This is a genomic window from Sphingobium sp. B2, from assembly GCF_007693735.1.
GTDB lineage: Bacteria > Pseudomonadota > Alphaproteobacteria > Sphingomonadales > Sphingomonadaceae > Sphingobium > Sphingobium xenophagum.
The window spans coordinates 33070-56014 of record NZ_VDBZ01000004.1 but is presented as its reverse complement, the minus strand read 5'-3'; the positions used below and the strand labels follow the sequence as shown (position 1 = coordinate 56014).

The 22945-nt window shown below is 61.2% G+C and carries 23 protein-coding genes; 9 read left to right on the top strand and 14 right to left on the bottom strand.

The window, feature by feature from the left end:
• Window positions 1-300: 300 nt before the first annotated feature.
• The 9 genes from FE851_RS21105 to FE851_RS21065 form a co-directional block, all read right to left on the bottom strand.
• Window positions 301-2241, bottom strand: coding sequence for a hypothetical protein (locus FE851_RS21105; protein ID WP_145206671.1), 1941 nt, complete (start codon window positions 2239-2241; stop codon window positions 301-303).
• The gene (locus FE851_RS21100) at window positions 2241-2789 is read right to left on the bottom strand and encodes a hypothetical protein (RefSeq protein ID WP_145206670.1); all 549 of its coding nucleotides are present in this window, start codon (window positions 2787-2789) and stop codon (window positions 2241-2243) included. The genes FE851_RS21105 and FE851_RS21100 overlap by 1 nt, the downstream gene beginning before the upstream one ends.
• Entirely contained in the window at window positions 2786-4021 is a 1236-nt protein-coding gene (locus tag FE851_RS21095; RefSeq protein WP_186378954.1) for a dsDNA nuclease domain-containing protein, read from the bottom strand. The genes FE851_RS21100 and FE851_RS21095 overlap by 4 nt, the downstream gene beginning before the upstream one ends.
• Before the next feature lie 862 nt (window positions 4022-4883).
• Window positions 4884-5657 (bottom strand): DUF2971 domain-containing protein, encoded by a 774-nt coding sequence (locus FE851_RS21090; protein ID WP_145206668.1) that lies wholly within the window; start codon window positions 5655-5657, stop codon window positions 4884-4886.
• A 9-nt stretch (window positions 5658-5666) separates the two neighbouring features.
• Entirely contained in the window at window positions 5667-6092 is a 426-nt protein-coding gene (locus FE851_RS21085; RefSeq protein WP_145206667.1) for a hypothetical protein, read from the bottom strand.
• 31 nt (window positions 6093-6123) lie between these two features.
• On the bottom strand, window positions 6124-6507 hold the full coding sequence (locus FE851_RS21080) for a hypothetical protein (RefSeq protein ID WP_145206666.1): 384 nt from the start codon (window positions 6505-6507) through the stop codon (window positions 6124-6126).
• A gap of 19 nt (window positions 6508-6526) precedes the next feature.
• Window positions 6527-7609 (bottom strand): PIN domain-containing protein, encoded by a 1083-nt coding sequence (locus tag FE851_RS21075; RefSeq protein ID WP_145206665.1) that lies wholly within the window; start codon window positions 7607-7609, stop codon window positions 6527-6529.
• Entirely contained in the window at window positions 7606-9162 is a 1557-nt protein-coding gene (locus FE851_RS21070) for a hypothetical protein (RefSeq protein ID WP_145206664.1), read from the bottom strand. The genes FE851_RS21075 and FE851_RS21070 overlap by 4 nt, the downstream gene beginning before the upstream one ends.
• Before the next feature lie 224 nt (window positions 9163-9386).
• Complete coding sequence (locus FE851_RS21065) at window positions 9387-11420, bottom strand: DUF3857 domain-containing transglutaminase family protein (RefSeq protein ID WP_261371143.1); 2034 nt, start codon at window positions 11418-11420, stop codon at window positions 9387-9389.
• 109 nt (window positions 11421-11529) lie between these two features.
• Here FE851_RS21065 and FE851_RS26960 point away from each other — a divergent pair, with 109 nt between their 5' ends.
• Window positions 11530-11655, top strand: coding sequence for a hypothetical protein (locus tag FE851_RS26960; RefSeq protein WP_261371142.1), 126 nt, complete (start codon window positions 11530-11532; stop codon window positions 11653-11655).
• Between the two features lie 81 nt (window positions 11656-11736).
• Entirely contained in the window at window positions 11737-12174 is a 438-nt protein-coding gene (locus FE851_RS21060; protein ID WP_145206748.1) for a tyrosine-type recombinase/integrase, read from the top strand.
• A gap of 297 nt (window positions 12175-12471) precedes the next feature.
• On the opposite strand, the gene FE851_RS21055 is transcribed toward FE851_RS21060, so the two are convergent.
• The 4 genes from FE851_RS21055 to FE851_RS21040 are packed head-to-tail and all read right to left on the bottom strand — an operon-like array spanning window position 12472 to window position 16351.
• Window positions 12472-14328 carry a hypothetical protein gene (locus FE851_RS21055; protein ID WP_145206663.1) on the bottom strand — a complete coding sequence of 619 codons (1857 nt, stop codon included), beginning with the start codon at window positions 14326-14328 and terminating at the stop codon, window positions 12472-12474.
• Between the two features lie 53 nt (window positions 14329-14381).
• Window positions 14382-14702, bottom strand: a complete 321-nt coding sequence (locus FE851_RS21050) for a hypothetical protein (protein ID WP_145206662.1) — start codon at window positions 14700-14702, stop codon at window positions 14382-14384.
• Window positions 14703-14762: 60 nt separating this feature from the next.
• Window positions 14763-15911, bottom strand: a complete 1149-nt coding sequence (locus tag FE851_RS21045; protein WP_145206661.1) for a trypsin-like peptidase domain-containing protein — start codon at window positions 15909-15911, stop codon at window positions 14763-14765.
• The gene (locus tag FE851_RS21040) at window positions 15908-16351 is read right to left on the bottom strand and encodes a hypothetical protein (protein ID WP_145206660.1); all 444 of its coding nucleotides are present in this window, start codon (window positions 16349-16351) and stop codon (window positions 15908-15910) included. The genes FE851_RS21045 and FE851_RS21040 overlap by 4 nt, the downstream gene beginning before the upstream one ends.
• Window positions 16352-16472: 121 nt before the next feature.
• On the opposite strand from FE851_RS21040, the gene FE851_RS21035 reads away from it, so the two are divergent.
• The 4 genes from FE851_RS21035 (at window position 16473) to FE851_RS21025 (ending at window position 21362) form a co-directional block, all read left to right on the top strand.
• Window positions 16473-18395, top strand: a complete 1923-nt coding sequence (locus tag FE851_RS21035; RefSeq protein WP_145206659.1) for a DUF4209 domain-containing protein — start codon at window positions 16473-16475, stop codon at window positions 18393-18395.
• 194 nt (window positions 18396-18589) lie between these two features.
• Window positions 18590-18745: a hypothetical protein gene (locus tag FE851_RS26330; RefSeq protein WP_186378953.1), complete on the top strand. Its 156-nt coding sequence runs from the start codon at window positions 18590-18592 to the stop codon at window positions 18743-18745.
• 47 nt (window positions 18746-18792) lie between these two features.
• Window positions 18793-19443: a hypothetical protein gene (locus FE851_RS21030; protein ID WP_145206658.1), complete on the top strand. Its 651-nt coding sequence runs from the start codon at window positions 18793-18795 to the stop codon at window positions 19441-19443.
• Entirely contained in the window at window positions 19440-21362 is a 1923-nt protein-coding gene (locus tag FE851_RS21025) for a caspase domain-containing protein (protein WP_186378952.1), read from the top strand. The genes FE851_RS21030 and FE851_RS21025 overlap by 4 nt, the downstream gene beginning before the upstream one ends.
• A gap of 2 nt (window positions 21363-21364) precedes the next feature.
• On the opposite strand, the gene FE851_RS21020 is transcribed toward FE851_RS21025, so the two are convergent.
• The gene (locus FE851_RS21020) at window positions 21365-21574 is read right to left on the bottom strand and encodes a hypothetical protein (RefSeq protein WP_145206656.1); all 210 of its coding nucleotides are present in this window, start codon (window positions 21572-21574) and stop codon (window positions 21365-21367) included.
• A 157-nt stretch (window positions 21575-21731) separates the two neighbouring features.
• Here FE851_RS21020 and tnpA point away from each other — a divergent pair, with 157 nt between their 5' ends.
• The 3 genes from tnpA to FE851_RS21005 form a co-directional block, all read left to right on the top strand.
• A complete protein-coding gene (tnpA, locus tag FE851_RS21015; RefSeq protein WP_145206655.1) occupies window positions 21732-22061 on the top strand; it encodes an IS66-like element accessory protein TnpA in 330 nt (109 codons plus the stop codon).
• Window positions 22058-22405 carry an IS66 family insertion sequence element accessory protein TnpB gene (gene tnpB, locus FE851_RS21010; protein ID WP_093088606.1) on the top strand — a complete coding sequence of 116 codons (348 nt, stop codon included), beginning with the start codon at window positions 22058-22060 and terminating at the stop codon, window positions 22403-22405. The genes tnpA and tnpB overlap by 4 nt, the downstream gene beginning before the upstream one ends.
• Before the next feature lie 60 nt (window positions 22406-22465).
• A partial coding sequence (locus FE851_RS21005; protein ID WP_186378951.1) for an IS66 family transposase zinc-finger binding domain-containing protein occupies window positions 22466-22945 on the top strand: 480 nt, incomplete at its 3' end.

Here is a 22945-nt window from a genome sequence, read left to right as displayed (position 1 = left end):
GGCGGTGAACGGGTTTTATCATCACTTCGCTCCGGCCAGGACCGCTCGGCTGTGGGCCGCTGACGGCGCGATGCTTCACTCCGCAAAGATCGGCAGGTTACCAGCCGCGTTCACCCGGAAGCGTCATGTCTGCAGGTTGATCATCGCAAGACCGGCTTTGCCTTTGGCCATGACGACAACGCTTGACCGGGTTATGGAGCGTCTTCCAGGCCGATGGAATCGTCTGCTACCTCGGAAAGTGGGCAAACCAAAAACCTGGAGCAGCCGAGTGGACGAAACCCGATCGGCTACTCCAGACAATCACGGGCCGTGGTAGTAGGAGATCAGGGGAGGATTATCGGGATCGTCTTCTGTCATCAGGCGATCGGTGAACTCCAGCGTGCTGTCCTTCGGCGGCTCAACCAGGAGTTGGTCAACGATGATCACCTGATGATCGGACAGGTCGCTCTCCGCCGCCTCGTACAGATATCGGTAAAACGCCTGGACGAGTTCGGGATTGATGTCGGGCGTGATGTTCTTGAGCGGTGTGTCTATCATGAGCAGCGTGGGCACAGGTAGGTCACGCTCAGCCGCAGTGCGGTGAAGCGCGAGCGCGAAGCATATCGTCAGCAGTGTCTTCTTGCCGCCGCTGCCCGCAGTGTAGAAGCTGTACGCCGCTGCCTCGTCTCCCCCTGGCCATATCTCCGGGATCATCGTGCGGCGGTTGATATGGACCTGATCCTTGGCACTCACGCCCGGGACGTGGGTCGCGACCAGCGCCTTGAGGAAATTGTCTTCGAGAGCGGCGAAATTGGCATCCGCGTTGCTCAAACGGCGCTGCTCCGCGACGATCTCGCGCGCGAGGCGCTCCAGAACGGCAGACAGCGCATCAGCATCCTCGATCATCTTCGTGACCGCATCCGGCATTGCGCTCACGCGATCCAGGAAACGTGCGCGCTCGTCAAGCTCGGCCAGCTCGCGCTGTGCATCGCGCGTACGGGCGAGCCGATCCGACTCATAGGTCGCAAGGAGGTCAGCCACGCGCCGGTCGAGCAGGTTCTTGTCCGCAAGTACGGCCGAAATGCGCGTTTCCTGCCGCTTTTTCGCGATGGCATGTCGGCGAAGTGACGCCTCAATGTCCGCCAGCCGTGCATCGAGATCACTGTTGATCGATGCGGGCGTAATCGCGTTTTCGTCAGGACGCAGCGGCTGCAGGCACAAATAGCAATCATCACCATGCGATCGGTGCGTGCTCACCGGCTGGCCGCATTGGGGGCAATTCTCGAAGGCGCTCCCGGCCAGAACCACACGGGCACGGTCGGCCCTCGCGACCTTGAACTTCATCGACAACAGTTCCGACCGAAGTTCGCGCTGCTCATTGAGCCGGAAATCCAGATCCTCCAGCGTCCCGCGCTCGCGCTCCAACCTATCCGACATCTGCCGCAGCAGCACTCGCTGCTCGTCCACGAAATGGGTGTCGCTCAAATAGGCCGCATTGTCGTCGCCGAGAAGGCGGCGCAGCTCCTCGGTACGGGCGCGCACCTGTTCAAGCTCGGTTCCGATTTGTCCTTCCGAGGCGAAATCAAACTCGCGCAGGAATTCCCGGATCCGCTCGGCTGCGTCCCGCTTTGCGCGCTGCTCCGAACGCGTTTGGTCATACTGGATCTGCAAGGTGCTGAGCACCTCACTATAGTAGCCGGTGAAAAAGTTCAGGCTGTCCTTGCTCTTCTCCGCCAGTACCGGTGTGTTCAGCCGGAAGAAGGAAGAGTCCAGCTCCTCCTGTTCGAGATAGCAGAATTTGAAAAGGTCACGGAAACTCAGCCGCACCATGGGTGAGTCCTCGTCCCCCGTGCGCTTGCGCACCCGGATGATTGGATAGCCAAGGAGCCGGAAGAGCAGGTCGCTTAGGTTGACGACATCGGTCCCGAATACGACCGGGCCGTCACCTTTCGCCCGAACCTGCAGGCTGACCGGGCCGTCTTCCGGATCCATCCATGAGACCCGGACGAAACCTTCTCCCCTGCTTCGCTCGATCAGCACATCGAGATCACGCACCTTCAGCGTCAAAGCGGCAGCCAGAAACTCCCGCTGGATGGCGGTCGTCATCTCGAGACTCCCGCCGAGGCAGAAATCAATCAGGCGTACGACCGTGGACTTACCGAGGCTGAGGGTGCCATGGATGAAGGTGATGTTGCGCGAGAAGGTCAGGACCTCTTCGCTGTGGCGGCACAACAGCTTGAGCGTTTGAAGTCGTATTTTCATTAGTCGATCGTCTCGCCCATGCGCAGGGAAGCCACTTCCGGGAAATTCTCGTAGATGAAGTCCATCAATGTCGTAGCGGTCAGGTTCAGGTGTCGCTTGAGCAGAACGGCACGCTGACGAATGCCGGCATATTCCGGTTCGGCCTTCAGAGCCTGCGCGGCGACGCGCCCGCGCTCGGTCTGGCCGATGATGACCGTGCGTCCCGCTGTGTGAACATGGATAAGGCCTCGACCTGCCAACGTGTTGAGGAAACGTCGGTAGCGATGGTCCCAGGGACCATATCTGAAACGAACCATCCGCGCCTCGATCGAGTTGCGCTCGAACTCTTCGACCCTGACTTGGGACGCGTCGCTACCCCGCACCCGGATCGCGCGTTCGAGAAACGCCGGGTAACGCAGCAAAAAATCCAGCTTGGCGAGCTTCGTCAGGCCCTCGACCTTCTGATCGCCCGCCTTGCCCGCAAAGGCGTCGATTAGCACCAGCAGGCGACCCAGGTGAAGAGAGTCATCCCCTTCGAGATGATTGACGATTTCAGGGAGGGTGCTCACGCGTCCGGCGCCGCCGGCGAGAGGTCGCGATCGGCGCTCCACCACACCTTGCATTCCTCGGACAGCAGCCCCGCCGTGCCGACAAGATGTTCCGACCGGCAACCGAACAGGCTGTCGCGCTCGCCCGCAGCCGTCACCTGCGTACGTCCTCGCAGATCAGTGAGCATCGCCTGGCCATAAGCGCTCGACCCGGTAGATGTCTGGGCTTCAGCCTCTCGCGCAGCGCGGTTGGCGAGATACTGGAAATGGGCGAGCCGGCGGTTGGCCTCGGTCAATCCAAACTTTTCCTTCCAGCCCAAGAACGCTCGCTCAAGCGAGGCGACATCGTCCTTCATCTGCTCCACATCGGCATAGCCAATGCCGCCGGCCGCCATCTTCAATTCCATCCGGCCCAGACCGGGCGGGATATTCTCGCGGGCGATGAACTCACGGATGCTGAGCAGTTCCCGGTGATCTGCGGCCGCAGGCGTCGTCAGCCTAGCCATCAGTTCCCGGTCAAGACGCTTCCTCCGGGTGCGAAGAGATTCCACATGCCCGGCAAAATCTTCGACGACCGCGTGCGTTTCCAGGACATAGCCTTCCAGCGCGAGCGAGCTGACATTCCAGATATGCGCGCGGATCGCATCAGCCATGCGGTAGAGTTCGAAGACCGACTGATTACCCAGCGTCTCGATCTCGCCAAGCGCCCGCACAAGGTCTTGTTCGGGCTGATCGATGCCCGTCTTGCGCTCCTCCAAACGGACCTTGCCGAGTGCCGCGATGACATTCTCCTGTGCCATCGCCGTGCTTTCCGCGAATTCGGCAAGGCATCTGCGCACTTTGTGACGCGGGCTAAGCCCGTCCAGCCCTGGATTGTTACGGCAGCAATTCAGAACCGTTCCGACATCGTCGCCGGTTTCGTTGTCGTGAAATACAAAGTTGGTTGCGAGGACGAAGCGCTCGAATTGCCCGGGATAGCGCGCGTCGCGGACACAGAAACGCTTGAGAGCACCGGATACCGACTTGTCCGAAAGGCGAAATTGCGGCTGATCGAGCTCGCGCGTCTTGACCTGAATGCCCGTGAAGAGGCCGTTTGCGCCTTCGACAAGAACATCCTCCAGATGCTCACAATAGACACTGCGGACCGACGAGCCGGGAGCAAGCATTTGTAGCGCTTTCAGCGCCGCATAGTTGATCTGGTATCGAAAGCGCCGTTGAACTTCATCACCCGGATCGCGGGGTAGCTCACTCATATTGCTTCTCGCCCTTCCCGGTCCCAAGACGCGTCCGTTCACTTCCTTGCCCGCAAATGCTAGGCGTATCACCTTTGCAACCCAGATCAAGTTCATGATCCGTCGAACCAAATCGCGATAGCTGCCGATCAGTTGTGAAGCTGCTTGGGTTGACGGACCATGAGCGCCTGATGGTATGCGGCCTGCACAGCGGCTTCGCCGACGACAATCGAACGTTCCTGATTTGGAGCTCGTCAGGCGAGCCCGACTTGGGCAGGTTCGAGATAGCAGATTCTCGGATCGAGCGCTCGGTTAGATCGATGATGGCTATGATTTCAAATCCAAGTGCCGTTGCGGCAACGAAGGCCTCCGGCTAGAGCATGCCGGCCGAGGGTGGAGATGATGTCGAGTGAACAGGGTCAGATAGGCGCGCATCTCGTCGGGCCGAGCCTGCGCAAGGATGCTCCGCTTCGGATCCGCGTTCGTCGAGCCCGATAGCCATAATGCCGAACGGCAGCCACCATCTTCAACCTCGGTCATAACGGACATTGTCAGCCGGGCACCGCTTGTCATGGCCGGCCCTACCCAGCCCCTGGCGCCAAATGGTCCTCGCAAATTCGATCTCATCACCTTTTCCGAAGCCTTCATAACACCAGAGACGCTGGCTACCTCTACCGCGAGCGTGAAGACCGCCGAACTCAATGGCTGCGTCCATGTCGGCCTAAGGGCACCGCTCGACGCCAAAGGCCATCTCTTCTCGACAGCCGAAGTGTCGGATTTGGTGACTCTGCTTTCGCCACTGCTGGATTGCAGGCCAGAAGTCGATCTTCTCACCTACGATGTCGCACCCAAAGCGGGGTTGGGCCCCTGCACGGCGACATCATTAGGCATCGACGATCTCCACCCGGTAGTTGACGTCATTGAGCCTCGCCCGGTGGAAGGCGACCGGCACCTCTCTCTCGGCGACGATGGCCCGCAGGCTTTCCTCGTCTTCCTTCCTTATACTCGTACCCAGAATGATGGACTTGAGCGCGTGTGGGGGAAAGTCGATAGCCCCCATGTTGACCGGACGGACGATTCTCCATTCCCGTTCATGCTGCCAGAAATCGGCCTTGTGGAGCAGCGTGCGCTTGATGATGTCCACCCGGTCGGGGTCGAAAAGCCTAAACGCGGGACGCTGCGCAGCGTAGTGGACGCGATATGCGAGAGAGAGTGGCTGGATCGTTGCGTCGAGTTCCAGGCAGTAGCCGCGGTGGCTATTGGCGTAATGCGCCCACATGAGCATATCATCGGGGCGTTCCGTCAGACTGAGCACCCCAAGGGCTTCGACATTCTCATGCCATCCGGACATCTGCGCGCGCGTGTCGGGGTTGCCTAGTGCATTGTCCATCATCCCGACGATAGTCTGGATCGACATACAGGCTGGCGCTTGAAGCCCCGCAGCCCAGGCTTCCTTCTCGGCCTGCGTTCCGGCGAAGTCGATCACGGGGAAGCAGTCGAACGGATCGTTGAATGATAGCGGCGATCCCGCCCAGAGGGAGCAGCCGATGATGATCGAGCGATCCCATTGATAGGCTTCGCCGTCTGGCCGCCCCCTATCGAAGCTGCGATATTTGAAGAGTCGGGGCGGTGGCATGTCGGCGGCGATGTCGTTCAAAGCGGTCTCTTACAGCAGATGATGGAGATGATGGTTGAGCGGACCGGCCGCCGCGACGAACTCGTCCGCCAGATCGTCGATGTCGGCGATCGTCCATTCCACGCTGCGCCGGAAGAGACGCTGGTCGCCGTTGGGGGAGGTAGCAGGATTGGCGTGCATGAGGTCGTTCCGCCTGACGACGAGTCGTTTGAATTCGGCAGCGGGTCCCGCGAGGCTCGCGACGACGGCGGCATTGGGATGTGCGCTGGCCAGCGTCACGAGATCGGCTGCGATCTGGCCGGCCGTCTTCCTTCCCACGGTTTGAAGGTAGCCGCTGGTGATCTTCTCGCAGCACCATACGGCATTCCATTCCAGCCGCGCGAAGCAGATCATCGCCAATCCGACGGAATGGAGATAGGCGTCGTCGGTGGGTACTCGCAACCGGTCGTCTTTCATTCCACCCGTTCCTTCCTTGATCGTGTCGAACCTATGCCTCGCTCCCACTTCGCGGGCCATCGATTTTCCAAGGGCTGTAAATGTCTGGCGTGCGGATTTGAGCTGGAAGAGGGCCATCGTTCTGCGATGCCAGGTCAGACCGCGTTCCTAATTCTGTAACTGTCTCCTTGGTTGAGACATGGATCTTCGCGAGCTCGGCATCGTAGACGCGGTCGAAGGCATCCTCCCACGCTGACCTGTCTGGGTGTTCGAGCATGGTCGGCAGCATCCGTGCAACGATGAGCGCGTTGACCGTCCCGTGCTCGAGGACCTGCGCCTGATACATGGCGAGGCCGTAGCGCGAGTAAACCTCGCGGATCTGCACCGACTCCTCGTGCTCGGCCGGCCAGATCGCCCCCGGCGGGCATCCTTTCATCGCGCGCCTCCGCCGTCCGTCAGGTGTCGGGCATGTCCCACTCGTCACCGAGCACCCAGCGCAGGGCGCTCATCTTGCCGTTGAGCATACCCCACTCGAAGTCCGTCCACGGGCCGAGCTTGTCGAGGCCAACCTCGTCCTCGGTCCGCTTGGCGGCGCCGAGCGCCTGCGCCCAGACAGTGTCGAGCGTCTCGTCCGGCTGGTAGGGATTCCGCGAGTATTCGGCCTCCGGCACGACCCTGTGCCTGCCCTCCTCTATGGCGATCCGCAGGTTCCAGTGCCGATTATACCAGATCTGCCGCCACAGCAATTCGAGTGCCTTGAGGATCTCCGAGAGGCGGCGCGGTTCCTCCTCGAATTCGGACTCGGCCTGCAGTTCGTCCAGCCAGTCAGGCGCGACCTCATTCAGCAGTGCGTTGAGGTTGAGCGAGTAGAGCGAGCGGTCGGGGCTGAAGAGCGCGGCGATGTCGGGGTGCGGTTCGCGCTCGTCAACACCCATCGCGCTGAAGTCGTGCTTGTTGTGCGTGACGAACGCGAACAGGTCGTCCCCCTCGTCCTCGAACAGCGCCCGCGCGTATAGCTCGATCAGGATCGCGTCGCCAATGCTGTTCTTCTGGTGATGGAATGGCGCCCGCCTGTCGATCGCGCGCTGCGCCGCCGCGAGCAGTGTCGTGTCGTCGGTCGCCGTGGTCTCTCCGCCCGCGAACAGCGCCTCGATCCTTGCGATCGCGTCGTTCGCGGCCTCTCCAAGCGAGGTGATGCGGTGGTCGACGTCGCTGAGGTGGGCCAGGGCCTGATCCCGCCCATCCCCTTCGCCGAACAGCTTCACGGCATCCTTCGCCCGTCTAATCGTGCTGGCGAGACTCCGCCCGCTTTCCCGGATCACCCGCTCCTTGTTGCGGCCGAACTCGTCGATCACCTGCTGCGGGACGATCAGCTTGATGACCCCCGCCTTCGTGAGCTCCTCCAGGGCGCTGATCGTGGGTCGCTGCCGATGGTCCTTCGCCAGGTTGAGCCAGACGTCGCTGTCGATGAGCAAGCGGACGGTGTATGGCTCCGCAGCCTGTTCAGCCGTAACCAATTCCGGCACCGCATCGCTCATATGACGCCGTATTCCCACTCCCTGACGTCGAAGACCCGGGCTTCGTTCCCTGCGAGAAACCCATGGGAATCCGACGCTCGCCGGTGGAGATACACCGAGACGAGGTTGGGCGCGAAGCCGCCCGCCAGCTGCTTTGGGTCGAGCGCGTCGAGTGGAAGTCCACCGACGAGTGCGTCCTGAAAAGACCCCGCGCCGGGAAACCTCACGACAAAGCCGTGCGAGGGATAGAAATCACGGTGCGTGGCCTCGAACGCGCCGCCCGGGTTGACGGCGTTCGTTGCTGCGACCGAGATCCAGTTCGCGATCGCGATGGCGCAGCACTCCTCGACGACGTGGTCGCCGCCCACGAAGAGCGTCCCGCCGTAATAGAGTATGAGGTTGATGCCGTCCTGCCATCTCGATTGGCGAGCCATCACGAGCGTGCGACGATCGACCGCCTCTACCATCCGCCGATGGTCGTCGTCGCTCAGCGCGGCCTCGTCCAGATCGATGAGCCCGACAGCGTCGGGGTCCTCGTCGAAGGTGAGCGCGAAGGGATCGGGCAGCCTTGCCTTCATGTTCGACCGGGCCGCGCGGATGGCGCGAAAATGGTCGGATGGCGATCCCCCGAGCTTGTCGGCCAGAGTAACCGTGAAGCTCGATGTAAGCCGGCCCTGCTTGGGCAGCGACGGCGGAGCCGGCGGGCGGACTGGGGCCGTGGCATGCCCGGTGAAGCGGACTGTCGCATCCGATGGGTATTGCGCGCGCACGCGGTCGAAGATCGTCTCTACCAGCAGCAGGTAGTGGTCTGCAGTAATGACCTTGTCGACCCTTCCGCGGGCGCCCTGCCGGACCTCGAGCCAGCTCGCGAACGCGGTAGTCATCGGGCTCCAATCGGCGGCGCCGTTGGCGAACTCGCTGACCCTGCGCAGTCCGCGAACCACGTCCGAGGGGTCGCTGTCCTTGGCAGCGTCATAGGTGGCGGCCGCCAGGTGCCGGCTCAGTTCCTTGGGCACCGGGTCGTCGCCGTGCGCCTCCGTCTTGAGGCCCCCGGTGCCATTCGGCCTGATCGAGACGGCCTCGGCCCGTTTCTTCTGGACGAACGCGAGCGTCGGTCGATGCACGTCCGAGAGTGGAACGGTCGTCTGACCACCCGCGAGGGTTGGGACATACTTCTTGGCCACGAGGTCGTAGGCGAGCGCCCCCGTCATTATGTGCCTGATGTTGTCCTTGTGGGCTCCTTGCTCGATCTCAAAGCGCGTGAGGGGAATCAGGCTCACGATCTGGTCCGACCCCTTCTCCCGATGCAACACGCAGAACAGTCGGCTCTCCAGCTGCGCCTTCGCGGCGGCAAGTGCCCGTAGCTGTTCCACCCGGTCGACCTGGGGGAGGTTTTCCCAGTCCAGCACCAGCACGACGTCGAGGTCCCCGCTGGTTGGATCGAACCGGACGCCGTCCTCGTTGACGGTGCTGCCGAAGAGATAGGCGGCGAGCGGCTTCGGCGACGTCAGACCGGCAACCCAATCCGACAGAATAGTCTTGAGTTCGTCAATGATCGCAGGCCGGTGCAGCATGTTGAGACTCCCTCGTTGGCCGGACCCGCTAGCAGCTCCACCGGGTCTACGCGAGCGTCATCGCGTCTTCGGTGGATGCAGAATAGCGGACCAACCATTTTCCGTAACAAGGAGATAAGAAAGGGGAATACCGGACAGTCCGGACCTGGGGATGCGAAATTGCTGCCTGAATGGCGACAAAGGGTCGGGACCGCTGCAACATACTTGATCGGCGCTGCTTGCCGTCAGCTTCCGGGACTAGATGCCAGGCAGGGTACATTGTCGGCTGTCCAATCGATCTCGGCCGTCGTGGGTACTCGCTTGCTTGCCTGCGTGTCGATGGTTTTGCCACTCGGATTATAGGTTATCCATGCCATGCTGTTATCGAACACGGCGATGCGGCCATTGTCGCGCTGCGCCCGGGCGGCTTCGACTTCCTTCTGTTCGACCCTTGATCCGCGGATCATGCGCAGCGAGCCATCATATATGTCGAAGGCACGATAATAGGCCCGGCCGAACATGCGATTGTTGATATCATCCTTGTGCGACCATTGTTCCGGCTTCGTGGTCGACGGCAGACGAACCGTGGTCACGTAGCAGCTGAAATCCGGCTTACTGTAGAATGGCAGCGCCTGATCCTGTTCCGTTGCGCGCAGTCGCTTCTCGGGTGGGTTGAAACCGCCGCCCGGCAGTGCCAGCGACTTTATGCCGTTGCCATCATCATCCCAGTCCACTGCGCCGGTGCCGACGACGGTCAATATGCTGGCTTGGGCTTTCACATCGTAACGCCACTGCACATCTTCGATGGTCTGCCATGTGTTTCCGATCGCATTCTGCCGGAACGCGCTTAGCAGCTGCGCGGGCGTCGCCGCGGCAAACTGTACCTCCTGCTGCAAGCCTTCGATCCCGCGCTTGATGGTCGTGTTCGTGATCCGTGCAGGCTTGTCAAAACCAGCGCGCGCATCGACCTCGAACAGCGTGATTTCATTCGGGCGTGGGGCTGGCGACCAACCAAGCTGCTCAAGGCCGTTGCCCTGTCCGGTCAGCGGAAGCACCCATTGATAGGGCAAGGCTGGTTCGGTGCCGGGCGGCACAACCGCAGGCAAGGTACCATCGAGCCAATAGCTTTTTCCGTCGATGCGCGCCCGCACCAACACATGATCGAACATACGGGGGCTGGGCAGCCGCTCGTCTAGGCCATCGTCAGCGCCGCCGTTATTGACCAGCACTGCCTCCGCTTCGACGCCCAACTCGCGCAACAAGGCCAGCAGCAGGGCGGTCTTGGCCTTGCAATCGCCGTAGCGCCTTTGCCATGTCTCATCCGCGCCCGCAGGTGTCAGATTCCCGCCATTCAGCCCGACATAAATATAGCGGACGTCCTGCTGCACCATTTTCAGGGCGGCAGCGGCGCGATCCAGCGGCTTGGCGTGGGCTGCGGCGATCCGCGCGACCTCCTGCTTCAGCGAGGAATTGGCGCGGAAGGTCGATGCATTGGCGAACAGCGGTGCAAACAGGCGCGATATGCCCTGCCAGTCGCTGAAGCTGCTATATTCGACGACCCGTTGCCACTGGTAGCGAGGGGGCGCATCCTTTGGCGGAGTCAGAACGGCGGGGTTATCGAACCGATAGTCGATGGCGTTCGCGCCCTGCTCAGCCACCGTTGACATATCTTTGGTCATCTTGACCGCAGGCTTGTTGCGTTCTTCCCAGCTCAACCGAAGATGATAGCGACCGGGCGCTGGCTCGGGTGCGAGGAGAAGCAGGCCGGCATCATCCCTACCTAATGTCGGATCGCTGGCGCGTAACGTGGCGGCGAATTCGATTTCGTCCCCGACCCTCAAATCTGGCACCCGCAAAACGGCGGTCAGATTGCCGTCCAATCTTGCTGCTTCAAGCTGGTCTTCCCGGCGAAGTATCTCGAACGAAGCCGTCTTCAATATGTCGATGACCTGGCCTTCGCGATAGATCTTGATGGCATGAACTACTGGCGAACCAGCGGCTGGGTTCCAGGCCAGCGACAGGTTGCCAAGCTGTAGCGCATTGGGATGGAGGATCTTGATGCGATAGCCATTGTATAGCAGCTGCCCCTTGCCATCTAGATGGACCTGCGTGTCCTGACGGCGAATGAATACCGCCCCGGGGGCATCGGTCGGCACTGGCATCGCTTCGGACTCAACGGCCCATTTGGGCGCAGGCCCGGTCTGGATCTGGTTTCCAGCTGCATGAGCAGCGGTTCCGGCAAGCAGGCTCGCCAGATAAACAGAAATCTTGAAACGCACGACACCCCCTGAGATTCGCGCCATAATGTCGGCATTGTCTGAATAAGCAACAGTTGGATTTGGCTCCGAATATTGCGCAGTTGTTTGGCTGTCTCTTATACACATCTAGATGTGTATAAGAGACAGGTCCGAAGCGATGCCAGTGCCTGTCTCTTATACACATCTAGATGTGTATAAGAGACAGGTCCGAAGCGATGCCAGTGCCTGTCTCTTATACACATCTAGATGTGTATAAGAGACAGGTCTGAATAAGCAACAGTTGGATTTGGCGCCGAATATTGCGCAGTTGTTTGGGGGGGCTGCGCGGAGAAAGCCGATTCAGCTTCGAGCACTCAACATTGTTTGTGATCGTAAAATTCGAACCCGAGCCACTGTCGTTCAGCAAAAGACAGGAAGGCCTGTTCAGTTTGAACTGATGGACGATGCTCGCGCGAGCCTCCTTAAATGGCTCGAGCTTCGGGGTGGCTCCCTGAATGATTACGTCTTCCCGAGCCGGACCGATCATGGTGCTCACATAAGCACAAGGCAATATGCACGGCTTGTCGATGAATGGGTAACGGGAATTGGTCTGCCTGATGAGGACTATGGTACCCATTCCCTTCGGCGGACCAAGGCTTCGATCATTTACAAGGCGACCGGAAATCTGCGCGCCGTCCAGATCCTGCTGGGGCATACCAAGATCGAAAGTACGGTTCGGTACCTCGGGGTGGATGTGGAAGACGCTTTAACATTAGCAGAAGGTACAGAAATCTAAGTTTGCTGGTTCCCCGCTACTGCGGGGAACCAGAACCTCTTTATCGCTGTCGTTCCGCGCCATCCGCAAGACTTGATGATAGGAAGGAGACCGTCCGCAGCTGGGAATAAAAAAATGGTGGCTGAGCGTCTGGGAAGGGTCGACATCGGTAGGCGGCAGCTGGGGACAATGGCGCCGTTCCCGAATTCCATACTGAACGTCAGGTCTTGCCACGAGCCGACATGCAGCGTTTGCCCCATCCACATCGCACAGCGGCTGCAACTGGGCTCGTTGCAGACTGGCAGCTATCAGTTAACCCTAATAGACGCCTAAACTTTTTCCGTGCGGGGCGAGGTCGCTCGAGTTCGGCATCTTTGCGATGTAGCCGGCTACGTCCATCGTCGGATGGCCCATGTGAAGGCGGCGCCCATCGCAGAGGGGTATGACGGTCTCGCCCCAGGCTATCGAATCGCGAAACGGGTCCATGCCGGGGATGGCGTGGAAGATTACCCCGAGCGCCGCTTCCGCCGCCGCCGCGTCCGCATAAAGTTCACGCGTGAACACGACCGGTCCGCGCCCTTCCTCGCCGAACAGCGCCGCCGCCGAATTGTAGCTGCCGGCGCTCAGGAACAACTCGAGGAAGCGGGTATCCGTCACCGCGCAGCCCTCGTAGTTCCATTCCACCCCGTTGCTCTGGTTCACGACGACGAGCGGCATTACCACGAGTTTGCCGTCACCTGTGCCGACGCGATCGGCCGCCTCTTCGGGGTGGGCGGCGAGCCATTCGGCCTTCCGGACGGCCTGATCGCAGGCCTCCTCCAGCTTTCGGATGTAGTCATACCGTTCGATCGCCTCTGAGGGCGCCAGCAGGCACTTCACCTCGCCGACGACGACGGTCGAGCCGATCCGGAACAGCAGGTCGATCTCCTCGGCGGCCTGGCCTGCGGCGATCGAAGCCACCCCGCTCGAAGTCGCCACCAGGATTCCATTATCGCGGATCGCGGTGTCGATGCGCGCGCGATATTCGGCTTCGAACCGTAGGCCGTTGTTGGTCCCGGACAGATCGGCCGAGCCGCCGGTCTGCAGCCAGCGCTCGGCACGTCGGACAGGCGAGCCCCACATCAAAGCGCCGGCCACGATCATCAGTTCCTGACCATCCTGCGATGCGACGAGGGGTCGGTGCCAGAGGCCGGTGGTGAACAGCGGCCCGAGCGGGCCGAACGGATCGGCGGAAAGAAGCACCAGACAGGCGTCTGCAAGTTCGTCGCCGATGCCGAGGGTCTCCGCGACCAGCGCGCTGAGTTCGGCTCGCGGCCTTGAGCAGCGAAGGCGATCGACGTCGGTGATCTCGAACGTCGCGGGATCGACGTCCCCGGGCAGCAGCGCCTCGAGCAGGTCCTGCAGGACGCAGACCACTCCCTCCAGCAGGCGCGGCGTCATGCCGGCCACACCGCCGACATCCTGGTTGAGGAAGACCGCGACATACGACTTCTCGATGATCTCGAACGCGGACCTGTGCGCCGCCGACTGCTCGGCCGTCGGCTCGACTGCCACGGCCCCTCCGTCGCCATCCAGCCCCGCAGTCCGCGCGAGCGGGACCGCCAAGTCCGGTGCGCCTCGCTCGACGTTGCGGGAGAATATCGGCCCCTGCATAGCGAGCGACTGCTCGCGCCAGTCCCAGGCACGCCACCGGCCCATGTCGGCGGGTCGCTCCGGGTCGAGCCTCACCGCCTGTTCGTCCTCCGCGAAGCCCCACGGCTCCCACAGCACTTCCTGCCAGACGTCGCGGTACGCGTGCTCGAGGTTGAACGCCATCTGCGCCCGAACCATCAGGGTCTCAAGATCGACTTCAGCCGCGCCGTCCTCGGCAGGGGCGTCGGCGGCTACCGCGAACCAGTGGGGAACGCTGTCGACGCTGGCGTTGTTCGCGTCTGCGGGGGTCACCATCGCGCCGTCGGGGCCGACCGGGATCCCGATCTGCCCAATGACGGAGAAGTAACCGGGCCCGCCGGCTGCACCCGCCTCGGCTAGGGCCTGGTGCGCCTTCCACCGCAGTATCGACCATGCCCGGTTAGCGTCGGCGACCGCCAGCCCGACAATTCGCGAGCGCGATAGGGTCCCGAACATCGGGCCGATATACTTTTCCCGCAGGACCTTCATCTGCATGCCGATCATGGCGGCGGTCCGTAGTAGAACCTCGTCTCGCGAAGTAACCGCGTCCTCCTTCGTCACCTCGCGCCATTCACGGACTGTCTCTTATACACATCTAGATGTGTATAAGAGACAGCCGCCAGCCCGACAATTCGCGAGCGCGATAGGGTCCCGAACCTCGGGCCGATATACTTTTCCCGCAGGATCTTCATCTGCATGCCGAGCATGGCGGCGGTCCGTAGTCGAACCTCGTCTCGCGAAGTAACCGCGTCCTCCCTCGTCACCTCGCGCCATTCCCGGAGATCGAACGCCTTCGCGGCCGGATGGACGAGCTTAGGCTTCAGCCGGCCGGTCAGCCTGCGGAAGAATGCGGAATCTATCTGGACCGTGGTCAACATGCCCCACTGCTAGCATCGGGCGCGGCCGCAGACGAGGTCGCAACGTTCTTACGTTGGGGGTCAGTCCGGCTTCACGTTCGCCCCGCTGGCCGACGAACCCTCTGACGACTCAGTCCCGTCCGCGGCGCCAACCGGACGACGCACGAAGTGGTGCATAGGGGTGTCGACCGACGGCGCGCGCCGGCCGTCGCGATAGGCGGCGAAGTCCTCGAAAATCGCATCGGCGTCCACCGGCGCCATGGCGTGGATCGCCCGGGCGTCAGGATCGTTCAGGTCGGATATGCCGATCCGCTCCTCGCTGCCATCGGTGCGGATGATGCCTTGGCCGATCAGGCCGATCAGCGGGCGGATCGCGTTCATCGTCAGCGGTCCGAACGTCCGGCCGAACCGCACGTTCGTCAGGATCAGCGGGTAGAGCATCGAGGCGATCGACATCGGCCGCTCGAAGAAGGTTTCGGCCCCCGCGGAGTTGAGCCCGACGAGGAGGCCCGTCTCGCTCAGCACGGGCCCGCCGCTCATGCCGTGCGCGATGGTTTCGTCGAACACGAAGCAAGGACCGTCCACGAAGCCCGCGGCGAACCGCCCGGTAAACGCGGCCTCGACTGTCGCCTCGACGACGCGGAAGCTGTGGCTGTAGTCATTCTGCCAGTCGAACGTGCCATTCCGCACCGCATCGATCGGGATGCCACCGTCGGGATATTTGAAGTCGCAGTAGCCGAGGCTCCAGACAGTTTCGCCTCGATCGGGGATCGCGAAGCTGAGCGGTATCGAGAGCGAAGGCGTGCCCTCCGGCACTTCGGAGAAGCCGATCACGATATCCGTCGGCGGCGCGCCCTCGATGCTCTTCAGCGGCAGGAAACTCAGGTCCACGCGGCCCGCTCCCTTCGGCCGCTGGTGCAGGACCGAAAGGCCGACGCTCGACAGGCTGATCGCGCCCGACAGGTGTCCCGCCGTCCGCACCCGGTCGAAACGGGGTTCGCGGGACACCGCGTCCATGATGTTGTGTGAGGCCGACATCACGAAGCCCAGGCCACCGCCGACCGAATAGGCGGAACCGATCGGGATCATCCGCTCATCGACGCTGACGAACATCGGCATGACCATCATCGAGGCGTCGTGTCCCCATGGCGGCAGATCCCACGAGCGCGTTGATGGGTCGAGCCGATGGTCGCGGAAGTTGAGAGTGACGGTACGGGTGGGCTGGATCATCTGCTTGGGCTAGCACAACTATACACGTAGGTAGCTACCTTCATGGCTCGATGCTTCTTCTCGAACGGCGGCTTGCAGGACGTGCCTGCGTCGAGCGATATGACCGAAATTGGGGCGCTTATGATGCCGCCGTCGGTGGCGACGCTAATCCTGCAGCGGAAGGCGGTTCGCTCGGCGTCGGCCAGCACGTCGATGTCGGTCTGGAGATCCCCACCCTCGATCGGTTCGAGGATCGTGAAAGTATCTCGGCGCTTGCCTTCGATCTCGTCGGAGGACCGCTTGAACGCGGCAGGCGCGCCACTGCGGCGGATGACGACGGACCCATCATACTTCCTGTCGAACTTCCTAACGCTCCACTTGTCGAGGACGTCGTTCACCGCCTGCGCGACGCCGTCGTCCTCGGACTTCGTCGTAAACTGGAACTTGGCCACAAGACGCATCGGCAATCCCCTTGAATAGTGCTCGACTGAATATAGAAGTTCGGCTTTCGCCAGCTACCCAGTTTTCCTCCTGAACTTTTTTCTGTCTAACGGGAAATGGCCAACGTTGGGTGGATTTAAGATGAGCGACGAATCGATGGACTCAACCGATAATAATGACGACGAACCGGTGGCAGACGATGTCACCGGAGAACAGCCGCTTTACGATCCGGTCTCGCGCGAAGACTTCGTAACTGTCGATCTCGACACGCTCACGGCAGACCTGCGTCGGCTCGATCGCCATTCGTTGGTCGATCTCTTCTGGGGCAAAATCAAGGACGCCAAAGACGCCGACGACGCAGTTGCCGAGCGTGTCTATCGCCTCGTCTCGTCCCTCATTGGCCTGCACCTCCGGGTCGAGGCCGAGGGCGATCCGTTCGGCCTGCAGTGGCAGAGCAAGACACGCCGGACAGCCCTGCCGCATGATTTCAGCGGTGATCAGAGCGAGGTGCTCGCCGATCTTGCGCCCACGATCGGCCATCCAAGCCTGCGCGCTCGCTTCGCCGATATCGCCTATGAGACCGGCGTTCGCCGGGCCGGGCGGACTGCGATCGAGGCCTATTGCGAGGTAGCGCGCCGTTTCGCCGATGGCAGCGCCGAACTGCAGTTTCCCGAAATGGAGACGCGCGCGATGGACTGCGTGAAGCCGCTCGAGCGCTGCTTCATGATCAATGCGCGCATCGCCAAACGCGGCACACTCGTCGAGCCTTTGCCCGAGACCGTCCGTGTTGCCTTCGCCCATGCTCTCGACGCACGGGCCTATTTTCCGCTCACCCAGATCGGCCGACGCGTGCTCCAGGCTAAGTTGATACCAGCCGACGAGGTTGCGACCGCCGCTGCCGATCTTGCTACCAGCGCGTTGCCAGACGACTATTGCCTGGCGGTTAAAGAATGCTGGCAGCTCGCCGCCGATGCCTATGATCGCGCCGGCGACGCAGAGGCGAGCCGCGAGGCGAAGATCAAGGCGATCGAGCAAACCTTTGCCATGGTGGACTCTGTGTCGCAGAGCTCGGCCAAGGCCCATTGGGTGAAAGAGACGCTTCGCGAGTTCCGCGCCTTGGGCGGCGTTCCCGAGCGCGTCACCGACATGCGCCGGCGCCTGCGCGAATTCCAGGACATGTCGCTCGACGAGTTCGGCAGCTTCGCCGTGCCGCTCGATGGCATCAATGAGTTGCGAGTGAAGACCTTCGACCAATTCAAGGCGCTCAGCCTCTCGGACGCCATGCGCGCGATGGTGGGCTTTTCGATCCCCGACGATGTCGAAGAGCTGAAGACCGCTGTACTCAAGCAGAGCCGGGAATTTCCCTTCTCTAACATGTTCGGCGCGAGCTATGCCGACCATGAGGGACGCGAAGTAGCGCGAGGGCCGTCGCTCGACTCCCGAGAGGAACCGACCGAAGCCTGGTACAAAGAACATGGCATCCGCCATCTTGGTATCACGCGGCGATACCGCGTTCATGGCAATATAGAACCTGCCCGCCAAGCCGTTCTCGAACGCTACTCGGTGAACGAACAGCATCTGTTGCCTATTGTTCAGCTGAGCAGCTTCATTCCCGCCGGCCATAATCACATTTTTTCGATCGGCTTCGCGCGGCTCTGGCAGGGCGACTATGCGACTGCCACCCATCTGCTGATCCCGCAGGTCGAGAATTCGCTGCGACATATCCTTCAGATGGCGGGGCGCGATGCGTCAAAGATAGAGGAAGATGGCATCGAGGGCGACAGGTCACTCAATGTGATACTCACCGTCTACCGCGCCGACCTCGAGGCCATTCTCGACGCGAACATTGTGTGGCAAATCGACAGTCTGCTCAATTTCCGCCCCGGTCCGGCTCTGCGCAATGAGCTCGCCCACGGCAAGCTCACCTGGAATGAGTTCTATACCGATGAGGCGATTACCGCTTGTTGGATGGTCTACATGCTGACCCTAGCGCCGATCCTGCGCTATTGGGACGGCCATGTCGCGCCCGCGGTTGAGGCCATGACATCGAGCGGAGAAATTTAGCGTATTGGCTGGCGCTCATAGGAGAGGGCTGGCTGTCAGAAACTCGGCTCTACTATGAATTGAAAGCGGCCTTCGCCGAGATAGATGTGATCCACCATCACCGGTCAGACTGGCTCGGCCGCCAGCACCTCAACGTCGCCATTCCTGATTTGCGTATCGCGATAGAGTTTCAAGGCGCGTAGCACGACAAGCCCGTGGCCTTTTTCGGTGGAGAAAAAGCATTTGCCCGGACACAGGAACAAGAGCACCGTAAACTTGGGAAATGCGCGAAGCAGGGCTGGCGGATGAGCTATGTCCGCGAGGGGTATGATTTTGCCGGGCTGATCGCCAATATAATCGCAACGCCCTGAGCCGTCCCATCTGACTGTTTTAGCACCCCACAACCTTGAGCCTTGATATGACCGAAACATCTGATCCCAGCCCCCAATCAGATCCGCGCTTCAGGTGCTTCGAGCAACTTGGGCATGAAGAAGCCTTTGATCTTTCCGTCACCAAACTTCTCGCACGTCTGCAGGACCGGTCGCGGCAGATGTTCATCGATGAGAACAACATTTTCCGTATGAATCATGGCGGAAACTGGACCCATTCGGCCCGGGCACCCGAGCCGGACACGGCGATGCATACGATATCAGCCGAATGGTTGATCTCGTTCAAGGATATAGCGGAAAACGATCTCAGCCTGATTGGGCGAACGATGCTGCCCCTGAGTGAAGAGATGGAGCGGCAGTTCGCCCTGAATATGTATGGAGTCGTGAGCGCGGCAGCAGAGAAGGTCGGCAACGTAGTGGATGCCAAAGCATCGACCTCATTCGCGGATTCCATGCTCGAAATGTTCCGAAAGATCGAAATCGGGGGCGATCGGGACGGAAACATCAGCATGCCCCATCTCCATGTGGGGCCTGGAATGGCCGAGCGTATTGCCAAGGAACTGGAGGGTGTCCCTCCCGAGCTTGAGGCGGAAATCGAACGGGTGAAGGCGCAGAAGGTGGAGGAAGCCTACGCGCGGGAGAATGAGCGCAAGGCGAAATTCAAGCGCGGTGCGGCGTGAGTGGGCGCGCGCTGCTCGCCATCGGATGCGATGCCTATGCCGAACTTGATCCGCTGAGCGGAGCTGAAGCGGATGCTTCTGCCATATTTGCAAGCTTAATTCGCCCCGAAGTCGGTGACTATGACGCTGGCCGGTCGAAGCTCCTGCGTTCGCCGACGCTTCAGCAGGTGCGCGATACGCTCACCAAAATGCTGTTCGACAGTGAGTCTCTCGATACCCTGACCATCGCGTTCGCTGGCCATGGGGCCGTAAATGCCGGCAGTTTCTACATGGCGATGAGCGATACCCGAGGGCGGGCCTTGTCCGCGACAGCATTATCGTTGGCAGACCTGTTCAGGATGATCGCGGAGGCGGCGCCGAAGCAGACTTATATCGTCATCGATGCATGCGAGTCAGGCGGGCTGATTTCTGATCTCAATGTCATCTTGAAATCCGAAGTCATGGGAGAACTAGGGACACCTGGCGTGACCCTGCTGGCCACGGCCGCTTCCAATCAGGCGGCAATTGAAGAAAATGGCCATGGTGTGGGGACCGCAGCCTTGCTGGCCTGTATCAGCGGTGAGATTCTCTTGCAGGACAGTACGCCTGCGCTGGACCTTGTGGAAATTGGCAGAGCAGTTTCGGCCCGTGTCGGCGCGGCAGGCGAGCAGATGCCGGTAGTCTGGGGGCTCAATCTCTATGGCCCAGCGGGCTTCTGCAAGAACCCGCACGCCGGGACAGGCAATGCGCCGCTCCGTAGTGTGCTTGCGGGCTGGCCTGATGGAAACACGGCTGCGGCAATTCGCCGTAATCTCCGCCATCTTTGGGAGCCTTATATTGCGATTTCGAAGCGATGGGATGCGCGCAGCTTTGTCGATGCACTGACGCCTCTTTTGCGAGGTGCGGGAGATAGTCCCGGCATGCGGACCGATCTTGCGAGACGCGTGACCGAGGCCTGCGCCGCGCAGGCAAGGGAGTCCCGCGACCATTTCAGAGAGGTTGAGGTCCGCGCGGCCTGTGCCGTGGCACTCCTTCCATTCGCAGACGATAGCGACGTCCAGATATATCTGGCCAAGGCATGTGAAGAGATCACCCAGGGCGTCATAAGGGCGGTGGAAGATGCGATTGAGGCTATCGATGGCTATAGCTTTGCTCTTGTAACCGGGGGAATGGGCGACCTGTTCAATCTGCCAATCCGAATTGCAAAGCTGATCGGTTGGGCCGGTTTCGCCACGCATGTTCAATTGGATGGTGGTGAACCCACGCAGGGCGCTGAAAAGATGCTGGCCGGTCTGATTACACGCATTTTCGAGACATATTCTCTTTCGCTTGTCGCCATGTCCGACGCGCAGGCACCCTACACCCTTACGGCGTTGACTGCCGCAGCAAGGGCAGGCCTGCTGGAGGAAGGTGAGCGGATTTTAGGCCACCTGTTCTCTTCCAGCGTACAGTGCGGAGGACGGGTCGCCCGCGCCGATATCGAGCCGTCCAAGATATTGGGTTTTCTGCTGGCCAGAACCCCGCCAGCGACACGGCTTTCAATCGATATGGTGGCCCAGCCTACGGAACTGGTTTTAGCACTAATCCGCGCGTCGAGGCTATTTGGCCTGATGGACGAGGTGGACACTTCCCTTTCGCAACTCGATCACCTTGCCTTGAACGCCTATCTGGCCGACGATTTCCGGTGCTTTGGGGACGAAATGATTTCGGGAGGCATCAATGCCGTCTTCCACATCGGGCATGATGTGTGGAGTGTAGGCGACATCGAGACAGCCTGGCCGCTGCATCCCTCACCGAACCATCAAGGCATACGATGGACGGCTGTGTTGGCGAGCCTCCTGTTTCCAGACCGCACACCGTGGTTTTTATTACCGGTGCCGGCAATCATAGAGGGAAGCCAGCCAGAACAGGCGACTAGGAATTTGCAGGCCTCCCAGTAAGATTACGTGACCCGTGGCAGTGATCGCGCAAAGCCTATTGTCCCAAAGGCTTCCTCGAAGGTCGCGATCACGTCCGCGACCGCTCCTGACAGCATTTGCAGCGATGCATGGCACGGCTTCCTAGCCAATGGCCCTCCAGGGGCAAATAGGATTTCCGTGCTGAATTCCATGTCAACGGCGAGCGCTTCCTCATAGCCGGGATTGACCGGCATGAAGCTTCCACGGCCATTGCGCCGCACAGATCTGATCGTGTCCATCGGCAGATTATTCGTATCGCTCCGGTGAGGGCCGCCTTGCGGTGATCGGCTGATATTTTGACATGGCACCGGTGCAAGCGCCGGTGTTTGCACCGATACTAAGGACGGTGCGATGAGTCAGATCACGGTAATTTCGGGGCCGGAGCGGCGGCGGGTATGGACCGACCAGCAGAAGCGCGAACTGGTCGCAGCGGTTTCGGCGCCCGGTGCAAACGTGGCGGAGATTGCCCGCCGTGCCGATCTGCGGCCGAACCAGATCTACAGATGGCGGCGGCAGATGGGGCAGGCAGCCCAAGGCTTTGCAGAAGTGCAGGTGCAGCCCGATCCGATGCCAGTGACCGGATCGGCGATCACCGTTGAGTTCGAGCGGGTGGTTGTGCGCATTCCCGCTGGCGCATCACCTGGGCTGGTGTCGGCAGTGCTGCGGTCGGTCAAGCCGTGATCCCAGTCCCCTCCGGCGTTCGGATATGGATTGCAACGGGGCACACGGACATGCGGCGCGGCATGCGCAGCCTGGCCCTGCAGGTGCAGCAAAGTTTCGGACGTGATCCCTACGCGGGCGACCTCTACATTTTCAGGGGACGCCGCGGCGACCTCTGCAAGATCATCTGGCACGATGGTGTTGGCATGTCGCTTTATGCCAAGCGTCTCGAGCGCGGGAAGTATATCTGGCCTTCGGCCGTGGACGGCGTGATTGCCATCTCCCCCTCGCAGATGGCCTGCATGTTGGAGGCGATCGACTGGCGTAATCCGCAGGCCACATGGCGCCCGACATTGGCCGGATAAAAGCCCTAGCATGACCTAAAAAGCTAGAGATTCCGGTGCTTTTTGGCTATGCTATTGGCCATGGGGAACGAGGTACAAGCAGAGATCGACAGCCTTCGCGAGCGGCTCGCCGCTGCCGAGGCTGTCGCCGCTGAAGTCGCCCGCATCAGGGCCATCAACGCCGACCTGGAAGCCCGTAACGCCCTTCTCGAACTGCAGAACGAGAAGATGCGCCGCACCCTTTTTGGCCAGCGCTCCGAGCGCACGCGGCATCTGCTCGACCAGATGGAACTGACCTTCGAGGAGTGCGAGACCGCTGCCAGCGAAGATGAGTTCCTGGCTGCCCTGGCAGCGGCGAAGACCAACGTCGCGCCGTTCGAGCGCAAGCGGCCCGCCCGCAAGGCCTTGCCCGAGCATCTGCCGCGCGAGCGCGTCGTCATCGCCGCGCCCGATGCCTGCCCCTGCTGCGGCTCGGAACGGCTGTGCAAGCTGGGCGAGGATATCACCGAGACGCTTGAGGTCGTGCCGCGACAGTGGAAGGTGGTCCAGACCGTGCGGGAG

Excerpts from the sequence above, each read along its gene's own strand:
- FE851_RS21035 (WP_145206659.1), top strand. The coding sequence starts at position 16,473 with ATGAGCGACGAATCGATGGACTCAACCGATAATAATGACGACGAACCG.
- FE851_RS21080 (WP_145206666.1), bottom strand. The coding sequence starts at position 6,507 with ATGAAAGGATGCCCGCCGGGGGCGATCTGGCCGGCCGAGCACGAGGAG.
- FE851_RS21070 (WP_145206664.1), bottom strand. The coding sequence starts at position 9,162 with ATGCTGCACCGGCCTGCGATCATTGACGAACTCAAGACTATTCTGTCG.
- FE851_RS21050 (WP_145206662.1), bottom strand. The coding sequence starts at position 14,702 with ATGTTGACCACGGTCCAGATAGATTCCGCATTCTTCCGCAGGCTGACC.
- FE851_RS21055 (WP_145206663.1), bottom strand. The coding sequence starts at position 14,328 with ATGATCGGCATGCAGATGAAGGTCCTGCGGGAAAAGTATATCGGCCCG.
- FE851_RS21095 (WP_186378954.1), bottom strand. The coding sequence starts at position 4,021 with ATGAGTGAGCTACCCCGCGATCCGGGTGATGAAGTTCAACGGCGCTTT.
- FE851_RS21045 (WP_145206661.1), bottom strand. The coding sequence starts at position 15,911 with ATGATCCAGCCCACCCGTACCGTCACTCTCAACTTCCGCGACCATCGG.
- FE851_RS21040 (WP_145206660.1), bottom strand. The coding sequence starts at position 16,351 with ATGCGTCTTGTGGCCAAGTTCCAGTTTACGACGAAGTCCGAGGACGAC.
- FE851_RS21075 (WP_145206665.1), bottom strand. The coding sequence starts at position 7,609 with ATGAGCGATGCGGTGCCGGAATTGGTTACGGCTGAACAGGCTGCGGAG.
- FE851_RS21105 (WP_145206671.1), bottom strand. The coding sequence starts at position 2,241 with ATGAAAATACGACTTCAAACGCTCAAGCTGTTGTGCCGCCACAGCGAA.
- FE851_RS21020 (WP_145206656.1), bottom strand. The coding sequence starts at position 21,574 with ATGCCGGTCAATCCCGGCTATGAGGAAGCGCTCGCCGTTGACATGGAA.
- FE851_RS26960 (WP_261371142.1), top strand. The coding sequence starts at position 11,530 with ATGTGTATAAGAGACAGGTCCGAAGCGATGCCAGTGCCTGTCTCTTAT.
- tnpA (WP_145206655.1), top strand. The coding sequence starts at position 21,732 with ATGAGTCAGATCACGGTAATTTCGGGGCCGGAGCGGCGGCGGGTATGG.
- FE851_RS21030 (WP_145206658.1), top strand. The coding sequence starts at position 18,793 with ATGACCGAAACATCTGATCCCAGCCCCCAATCAGATCCGCGCTTCAGG.
- FE851_RS21085 (WP_145206667.1), bottom strand. The coding sequence starts at position 6,092 with ATGAAAGACGACCGGTTGCGAGTACCCACCGACGACGCCTATCTCCAT.